The following is an 8,491-nucleotide window of genomic DNA, read 5'->3' as shown; positions in this document are numbered from 1 at the left end:
CAGCACCTGCCGCTCCGGCACCCGCTGCGCCGCCGGCCGCACCGGCGTCCGCGGCACCGGCTTCCTGGTAGATCTGCTTGCCGATCTCCTGGAGCTCCTCGCTCAGGGTCTCGGTCGCCGTCTCGATGTCGCCGGCGTCGGCATCGTCGTCGTCGATCGTCGCCTCGAGGTCCTCGATCGCATCCTCGATGTCCGCACGAAGGTCGTCGTCGACCTGCTCGTCGTTCTCCTCGAGCAGCGTTTCGGCGCGCTGGATCGTGGCCTCGGCGGTGTTGCGGGCCTCGATGCGCTGGCGCTTTTGCTGGTCCTCTTCGGCGTGCTTCTCGGCTTCGCGCTGCATCTTCTCGATCTCGGAGTCGGAGAGCCCGGCACCGCCCTCGATGGTGATCTCCTCGGTAGTGCCGCTGCCCTTGTCCTCCGCGCTCACGTTGACGATGCCGTTCTCGTCGATCGAGAACGTGACTTCGATCTGCGGGGTCCCCGCGGGGGCCGGCGGGATGCCGGTCAGGTGGAACTCGCCGAGCATCTCGTTCTCCGCGGCCAGTTCGCGCTCGCCCTGGAAGACCCGGACCTGCACCGTGGTCTGGTTGTCCGCCGCTGTGGTGAAGATCTTCGACTCCTCGGTCGGAATCGTCGTGTTCTTCTCGATGAGTCGCTCGAAGAGGCCGCCCTTGACCTCGATACCGAGCGAGAGCGGCGTCACGTCCAGCAGGACGATGTCGTCGACCTCGCCGCCCAGCACGCCGCCTTGGATCGCCGCGCCCAGCGCGACGGCCTCATCAGGGTTGACGTTCTTCTGGGGTGCCTTGCCGGTCAGTTCCTCGACCTTCTCGGCGACCTGGGGCATCCGGGTCGAGCCGCCGACCAGGAGGACTTCGTCGATCTCGTCCGCATCGTACCCCGCGTCCTCGAGCGCCTGCTCGGTCGGCTCGACGGTGCGATCGATCAGATCCTGCGTCAGCGACTCGAACTTGGCTCGAGTCATGGACTCCTCGAGGTGGATCGGGCCGTCGTCGGTCGCCGTGATGAAGGGCAGGTTGATCTCGGTCTCCTTCCGGCTACTGAGTTCGATCTTGGCCTCCTCGGCGGCGTCCTTGAGCCGCTGGAGGGCCTGTCGGTCGTCGCGGAGGTCGATCCCGTGTTCCGCTTCGAACTCGTCGGCGAGCCAGTCGATGATGGCTTCGTCCCAGTCGTCCCCACCGAGATCGTTGTCACCGTTGGTGGCGACGACCTCGTAGACGCCGCCGCCGAGATCGAGAATGGAGACGTCGAAGGTGCCACCGCCGAGGTCGTAGACGAGCACGGTCTGGTCGGAGTCGTCGTCGAGGCCGTAGGCCATCGACGCGGCGGTCGGCTCGTTGATGATGCGTTCGACCTCGAAGCCGGCGATCTCGCCGGCGTCCTTGGTCGCCTGGCGCTGTCGGTCGGAGAAATAGGCGGGGACCGTGATGACGGCCTTCTCGACCTCGTCACCCAGATAGTCTTCGGCGTCGCGTTTGATCTTCTGGAGGATCATCGCCGAGATCTCTTCCGGCGTGTACTCCTCGCCCTCGATCTCGACGGTGTAATCCTCCTCGCCGATGTGGCGCTTGATCGAGGCGATCGTCTTTTCCGGGTTCTGAATCGCCTGATTCTTCGCGGGTTTCCCAACGAGGCGCTCGTCGTCGTCCGTGAAGGCGACGACGGAGGGCGTCGTCCGTTCGCCTTCGGCGTTGACGATGATCTCCGGATCGCCGCCTTCCATCACCGCGAACGCGCTGTTCGTCGTCCCGAGGTCGATTCCGAGAATCTTGTTGCTCGCCATAGTGGGCGGGTATTGTGCGCACTTTGTTTTAAAGGTTACTAGGCAGACGGAGGAATCGAATAAAATCCGGATACCGCGGCTCTCAGCCTCGCTCGAGACAGTTGGGTTGCAGTAAAAATCGCGGTTACATCCGCCCCTCCCTCGAGCGGCGGCCACTCCCGTTACTCGTCCGCTTCGTCTTCCTCGTCATCCGAGTCGTCCGGCGGTGTGCCCTCGAGATCGGCGTCGGTGACTTCGCCGCCGAGTTCGATCGCTTCATCGCCGTCTTCGGCATCGGTAGCCGACGACCCGTCGGTCTCGGCCGAGTCGTCGTCCGCGATCGTGTCGGCATCCGCATCGGACTCGTCAGCCGTCCCATCGGCAGCGTCAGCGTCGGTCGCGTCTTGCTGCTCGTCCGACTCGCCGGTCGATTCCCCCTCAGTCTCGTCTGCGTCGTCGCCGTCATCCTCGTCCGCATCGGCGAACTCGCCGTTCGAGACGGTCACCTGGGCGTTCTGGATGACCTTCTCTCCCATCTCGTAGCCGGGCGTGTAGACGTCGGCGATGGTCCCTTCGGGCTGGTCGCTGTCGACCTGCATCATGACCTCGTGGCGCTGCGGATCGGCCTCGCTACCCGGGTCGGGATCGATCTCCGAAACGTTCTCGTCCTCGAGAATGCGATCGAACTCGCGCAGCGTCATATCGACGCCGTCCCGGAGCGTGTCGACGTCGCCGCTCTCCTCCTCGAGCGCGCGTTTGAGGTTGTCCCGGACGCCGATGAGGCGTTCGACGAGGTCCTCTGCGGCGCGGTCCTTGATCTGCTGTTGGCGCTTCTTGGCGCGTTTCTTGTAGTTCTGGAAGTCCGCCTGTTTGCGCTTGAGCCGGCTCTTCAGGTCTTCTATCTCCTCCTCGTACTCCGCTATTTGCTCGTCGCGCTCGCTCAGGGCCGCCTCGTACTCGTCGAGTTCGGTCTGGAGTTCGCCGATTGTCTCGGCCTGGGACTCGATGCGCTCGGAGAGATCCTCGAGTTCCTCGCGCTGGTGTTTGACGGTCCCGTTGAGGTCACGGGCCTCCTCGACGATCGAGTTGACCTTGTGGGCGAGTTCGTCGTCGTACTCGGTGACCCGATCGAGTATGCGCTGGACGTCCTCGCTCGTTTCGGGTGCCTCCCCGGCCTCGCCGACATCGTCCGCGGTCGTTTCAGTCCGCACTGTCGCTGTCCCATCGTCTCCGTCCGCGCTCGAGTCAGTCTCTGTGGCTGCTCCTGCCGATTCCGAGTCGGTCGATTCGGATTCCTGTTCCGAATCCCCGTCCATCGACGTCTCATGATCGACGTCGGCCGTCTCGCCGTCGTCGGATTCCTCCTCGGACGGGACACCCTGGGCTGACGCGTTCGTGCCCTCGTCTTCGCTCATGTGGCAGTCAACGAACAGCGGTAATAAAAGGGTTGAGGTACGGCGGCTCGCATCGGATGAAACGGGAAACTGAACTGATCAGTACAGATGCGAAGTGAGCGCCAAAGATTATGTCATATTTAGATAGTATCTGGCGAGTCGTGCTAAACTGATAGCGCGAATGTGGCACTGATTCAGAGTCAATCTGGTTGAGGGTGATCGCTCAGTACAGAGGATTCATTGTCATAAAGTCCGCATCATATGTGGGTATAATCAACCTCCATACCGTGGGAGGACTTCTAAGATATCTTCCGACTAGTATCGGTCATCCCGATAATCCAAGGAAATTGGAGGGCCAGCGACTTTACGATATTGCCACGACGGGCAACGAGGACGAAACCAACGAAAACCGGAGACGTATTGACATGGCAGGTGCGTTATGAGCCATGGAAAATACATCCTTTCTCAAGCGCACTCCCGAGCACCTCGCCGAAGTAATCGCCCTCCTATCGATGGGATTAGTTATCATTGGCACAATGCTTGGAATCGAGTGGATCCTTCTCGTCGGTGTCATCGGGTTCATCGTCGGAACACCCCTCGTATTGTTCCTTGGGCCTGATTACGAGACGATGGCGGAGCGGAATGGTGATGATATCGATAATCCCTCGCAAGAAGACCCACTGGAGACCCTCAAAGCCCAATACGCAGAGGGAACGCTGTCTGAGGACGAATTCGAGCGAAAAGTGGATTGCCTCCTTGAGGTGGACAGCGCCGAGGCGATCGATCCGAGGACTCGAGAGCCGTCCATGATTGAGGAGACGGACCGCGATACGGGTACTGCTGACCTTGAGGAGGAGCAGTTACATCGTTGAATGACATAATAGCCCGACTGCCGAACAGTTCGCATCCGTATGTATCGGTTGATTCCGACAGAAGATTGTGAAACAAACGAATTTACTGTGCTGCATCCATCCTCTATATTCAGCAGGCTGTTCGTATCAGTCGCTACGGATTCCAGAGTGCCGACCGATTCAAAACGGCCCGCCACCGATGCCACCTGAAGAGGTTATCTCGCTTGACCACCGAGGACCGATATGCAGTGGTGCGACCAGCCAACGAGATCGTTCTGGAACGAGGGTGTGAAAGCTCGGAACCGAAGTCCGAGGGGGCGAGTGGCGTGACCGACAACCCACTCCCGGCCGAACATCTCTCACCGCTCGCCGCGCTCGTCGACGAGGTACTCGCGGGTGTCGGCTACGAGGTGGCAGCCGTCACCGACGCCATCGACGACGCCGTCCCCGGCTACGGCGGTCTCTTCGACCCCGCGACCACCCCGGGCGAATTGCGTCCCGCGCTCGAGAGCCTGCTGGAGTCGGAACTCACCCGGCCATCCGTCCCCGAGCCGACGAGCGACGCATTCGTCCTCTACGTCGACGGCAGTTCCCGCGGTAACCCTGGCCCCGCAGGTGCGGGCGCTGTCATCATGGACGCTGCGGAGGACCAACTCGCCCGTCTCGGCCGTCCCGTCGGCTCCCGGACGGGGAACAACACCGCCGAGTACGTCGCCCTCCAGCTCGGGCTCTCCGAACTGTTGGCTCGCTACGAGCCACGCAGGCTAGAAGTGCGCATCGATTCGATGACGGTCATCCGAGACGTCTGGGGTGGCGATGACCCGACGGAGCCGAGCGTCGAGACGTACAGCGAGGCCATCACGACGGCACTGTCGAGCATCCCGGAACACCAGTACACGCATCTGGCCGACAGCAACCCGAACCCCGCCGACGCACTGGCGACAGTGGGAGCCGATATCGCGGCCTTCGGACCTGGATAGGAGCGGTACGCCGCTTCCAATTCGAAACCCTGGCTCCGTTGAAATCCGCAGAAGCGACTAGAAACCACGTATTGACTCCACCCTGTCTGTTTAGCGGTGACAGTTTCCGTTGAACTCACAGGACTCGCCTTCGTTGATAAACGCACAGAAGATACCTATCGCCGTGGATACGTGTACGCTCTCCAACTGTACTCGCCACGTATTACGAGCAACAGGCTCCCGCGTCTGGGAGAATGGAGCAGTTCACGAGACCGATCAAAATAGCTCTCGTAGTGATCGATCTCGAGGACGCAAAATACCCGACCGTATATGTGGGTCTGCCCCCGATTGTGTCCCGTGACGCCGACACCGGCCGACGAATCGACCGCGATCGAACTCCGATACGAGGACGGGACGATCCGGATCGACGGCCTCGAGGAATCGTCGATCTCGCCGTCGTCGCTTCGGACGGCCGTCCCCGACCTCGAGACCGACCGGCGGACTGACGGCTTCCGCGTCCCGGCCGTTCGATACGCCGCCCTCCGAGCGGCGCTAGCGGAGACGGACGCCGCAGTCGACGATCGAGTTCTCGACCTCGAGTCCGTGTCCGCCCTCGAATCTGCGTACGAACTGCGCGGCTATCAGACGACGGCGCTCCAGACGTGGCTCGAGACCGACTGCTGGACCGACGGCCCGGCCGAGCCACCCGGGCGAGCGCCCGCCGGCGTCCTCGAACTCCCGACCGGGAGCGGCAAGACCGTCATCGCGCTGACGGCGATCGAGCGGCTCTCGGTTCCGACGCTCGTCGTCGTGCCCACGATCGACCTCCTCGAGCAGTGGCAGCGGGAACTCGAGCGCGAGTTCGACCGTCCGATCGGCCGCTTCGGCGGCGGCGAACAGCGCCTCGAACCGATCACCGTTTCGACGTACGACTCGGCGTACCTGAAGGCCGATTCGGTGGGCGACAGGTTCGGATGCGTCGTCTTCGACGAGGCCCACCACCTCGGCGGCGAGGGTTACCGCGAGATCGCGCGGCTGCTGGCCGCACCCGCGCGACTGGGGCTGACCGCAACCTTCGAGCGACCCGACGGCGCACACGAGGTGATCGAGGAAATCGTCGGTCCGCTGGTCCACCGCGTCGACGTGGACGAACTCGCCGGCGATCACCTGGCGAACTACGACGTCAAGCGACTCGAGGTCTCGCTCACCCCCGACGAGCGCGAGGAATACGAGCGTAATCAGGAACTGTTCACGGACTACCTCGCGCGCTCGAACATCGAGATGCGAAGCGGCTCGGACTATCAGGAACTCGTCAAGCGATCGGGCACCGATCCAGACGCGCGCGAGGCGCTGCTCGCCCGCCAGCGCGCGCGGGAACTCATGTTCGGGAGCGAGGCGAAACTCGAGGCGCTGGCGAAAATTCTCGACGATCACCGCGGCGATCGGACGATCGTCTTCACGGCCCACAACGACCTCGCGTACGACGTCAGCGAGCGGTTCCTGATCCCGACGATCACCCACCAGACCGGCGCGGCGGAGCGACGGGAGATCCTCGAACGGTTCCGCGAGGGGTCCTACACCCGGATCGCGACCTCGAACGTGTTAGACGAGGGGGTCGACGTCCCCGACGCGAACGTGGCGGTCGTGCTCTCGGGCAGCGGCAGCGAGCGGGAGTTCGTCCAGCGACTCGGACGGATCCTTCGCCCGAAATCCGACGGCGGACGAGCGATCCTCTACGAGGTCATATCCGAAAATACCGGCGAGGAACGGATCGCAGGCCGTCGTCGCGACTGACGATCGGTGGATGGCAGACACACGTCGCCGGGCCGGACGGCCACTTCGGCCAGGTCAACGGCTGCTGTGTCCTGTATTCACAGAGACAGTATTTGGCGGAGGCCGCCGGCTCGAGGATGTCGACGCCCGATCCGTTCGGACGGTGTGATTTCGGGGCGGACCTACTGATCATCGCGGTCGGTCTCGGACGGACGGTGCCGCTCGAGAAGTTGTTGCACCCCGGCCCGGAGCGCTTCGCTCCGGGAATGGTAGACGTCGGCGTCGACGAGCGATTCGAGGGCGGCGAGCTGTTCGTCGGTGGCCCGGAACGTCACGCGCTCGAGCGTCCGCCCGTCCGCCAGTCGGGAGTGATTGGGGTCGGCGACGACGTCCTCGGACGGCGGACTACGCGACATCTCCCGTCACCTCGTTCCGGTCGCGACCGGGGCGCAACGCCGCTCTCGTCTCGGCTTCCATACCTCTGAGTCCCATTCTCTTTTTCGCGAGGACCATGTGGCGAGAAGGGGGCGGCCGGTGAAAAGGGCTCGCGTAGCGCGGTGAAAGTGAAACTGTTCGACTCTAGCGCTGGCGGTCGGGAAGACGCTGGTTTCGGTTGTCACGGAACGTCGTTTAACCAGACGTCAAAACAGCGGGCCGGATCACGCGATTTCCGGCGTGACGGACAGCGTTATACTCGTTCGGCCCTTGCACGTGACGCGGGCAACCGCAGACACACACCATGCCCGAAGAGACGAATTCATCCACCCGGAACAGTGCATCCGAGTCCGATCGGTTCGAGCGACTCGAGAGCGCCGAGTACGACCGCGTCAACGAGTTCCTTCGCGATCGCGTCGCCTTCACGGCCCGCGAGTGGGCGATCGCTCGCCTCGGGGCCGACTTTCGGACCGGGACAGGTATCGAGATGACGACCATCGGGGAGAACCTCCCCGACCTCGTTCCCTTCATGGACGATCAGTACACGCGCCAGGCGGTCTACCAGTCGCGGAAATCCTTCGAGGAGAAGGTCCGGAAAGCGGGTGCGACGTTCCTCTACGGCGCCTATTCCGATTTCTTCACGGCCGACGAACTGGACGACATCGCCTACGAAGCGACGGAGATAGCGCGGTTCCTGATCGAAGTCGAGGGGGCCTCCCTCTCGCACGGGACCGAACTGGAGGCGGAAGAACGGATCAAAGCGGCGATGGAGGAGGTCCACCGGGCGAGCCTCGAACTCCGCTACGACCGCTGTCCGAACTGCGGCGAGCCACTGGGCGAAGACGCGGTCGAATCCGAGTGAATCGCTCCGCAGGGAGCGACGATCGCGACACGAACGTCGAGATCGACCTCGAGCGAGTGAACGAGGCAATCGATCAGCGCTCGAACGCCGTCGTGGGTCTCGTACGCGATACGGAGGTTCGAATCGGCCATACGGGCCGTTCGAGACCGGCGGCCGTAATCGCGCTGCGTGAACGTCACTCGGGCCCGCCACCGTCCGGGTGACTTTTGACGATGCCGCGCCGACTCGAGACAGATGCTGACGAAGGACCTGCTTCGCGTCTCGCGGGCCGGCGGCGGCTACCATCCACAGTTCGCCGACCGCGAACACCGGCCGCTCGCCGCCCGCGTCATCGGCACGTATCAGGGCCACGTCGGCGAACCGCGGGCGACGCTCGAGAACGCACTGACTGCGCTCGAGCGCGAGGCCGAGGACTTCAAACTCGCACGCGGCCT

9 protein-coding genes are annotated in these 8,491 nt (G+C 63.2%); 6 read left to right on the top strand and 3 right to left on the bottom strand.

Going from position 1 to position 8,491, the window contains the following annotated elements; all coding sequences use genetic code 11:
* Nucleotides 1–1,804 (bottom strand): molecular chaperone DnaK (gene dnaK / locus PGX04_RS31870; RefSeq protein WP_273742142.1); only part of this gene is annotated, 1,804 nt, incomplete at its 3' end.
* A 161-nt stretch (nt 1,805–1,965) separates the two neighbouring features.
* Nucleotides 1,966–3,198 carry a nucleotide exchange factor GrpE gene (locus PGX04_RS31865; RefSeq protein ID WP_273742141.1) on the bottom strand — a complete coding sequence of 411 codons (1,233 nt, stop codon included), beginning with the start codon at nt 3,196–3,198 and terminating at the stop codon, nt 1,966–1,968.
* Nucleotides 3,199–3,623: 425 nt separating this feature from the next.
* On the opposite strand from PGX04_RS31865, the gene PGX04_RS31860 reads away from it, so the two are divergent.
* The 3 genes from PGX04_RS31860 (at nt 3,624) to PGX04_RS31850 (ending at nt 6,781) form a co-directional block, all read left to right on the top strand.
* Nucleotides 3,624–4,049: an SHOCT domain-containing protein gene (locus tag PGX04_RS31860; RefSeq protein ID WP_273742140.1), complete on the top strand. Its 426-nt coding sequence runs from the start codon at nt 3,624–3,626 to the stop codon at nt 4,047–4,049.
* A 305-nt stretch (nt 4,050–4,354) separates the two neighbouring features.
* Nucleotides 4,355–5,008, top strand: coding sequence for a ribonuclease HI family protein (locus tag PGX04_RS31855; RefSeq protein ID WP_273742139.1), 654 nt, complete (start codon nt 4,355–4,357; stop codon nt 5,006–5,008).
* A 309-nt stretch (nt 5,009–5,317) separates the two neighbouring features.
* The gene (locus PGX04_RS31850) at nt 5,318–6,781 is read left to right on the top strand and encodes a DEAD/DEAH box helicase (RefSeq protein ID WP_273742138.1); all 1,464 of its coding nucleotides are present in this window, start codon (nt 5,318–5,320) and stop codon (nt 6,779–6,781) included.
* Between the two features lie 161 nt (nt 6,782–6,942).
* Here PGX04_RS31850 and PGX04_RS31845 read toward each other — a convergent pair whose 3' ends face one another.
* Nucleotides 6,943–7,176 carry a ribbon-helix-helix domain-containing protein gene (locus tag PGX04_RS31845; RefSeq protein WP_273742137.1) on the bottom strand — a complete coding sequence of 78 codons (234 nt, stop codon included), beginning with the start codon at nt 7,174–7,176 and terminating at the stop codon, nt 6,943–6,945.
* Between the two features lie 323 nt (nt 7,177–7,499).
* On the opposite strand from PGX04_RS31845, the gene PGX04_RS31840 reads away from it, so the two are divergent.
* From PGX04_RS31840 to PGX04_RS31830, 3 genes are all read left to right on the top strand, one after another.
* Entirely contained in the window at nt 7,500–8,057 is a 558-nt protein-coding gene (locus tag PGX04_RS31840; protein WP_273742136.1) for a DUF5806 family protein, read from the top strand.
* A complete protein-coding gene (locus PGX04_RS31835; protein WP_273742135.1) occupies nt 8,054–8,260 on the top strand; it encodes a hypothetical protein in 207 nt (68 codons plus the stop codon). Before PGX04_RS31840 ends, PGX04_RS31835 begins: the two co-directional genes overlap by 4 nt.
* A 31-nt stretch (nt 8,261–8,291) precedes the next feature.
* The coding region (locus PGX04_RS31830) for a DUF790 family protein (protein WP_273742134.1) at nt 8,292–8,491 on the top strand (200 nt) is incomplete at its 3' end.

This window comes from Natrinema soli (assembly GCF_028618695.1).
This window is presented reverse-complemented; position numbering and strand designations above follow the sequence as displayed.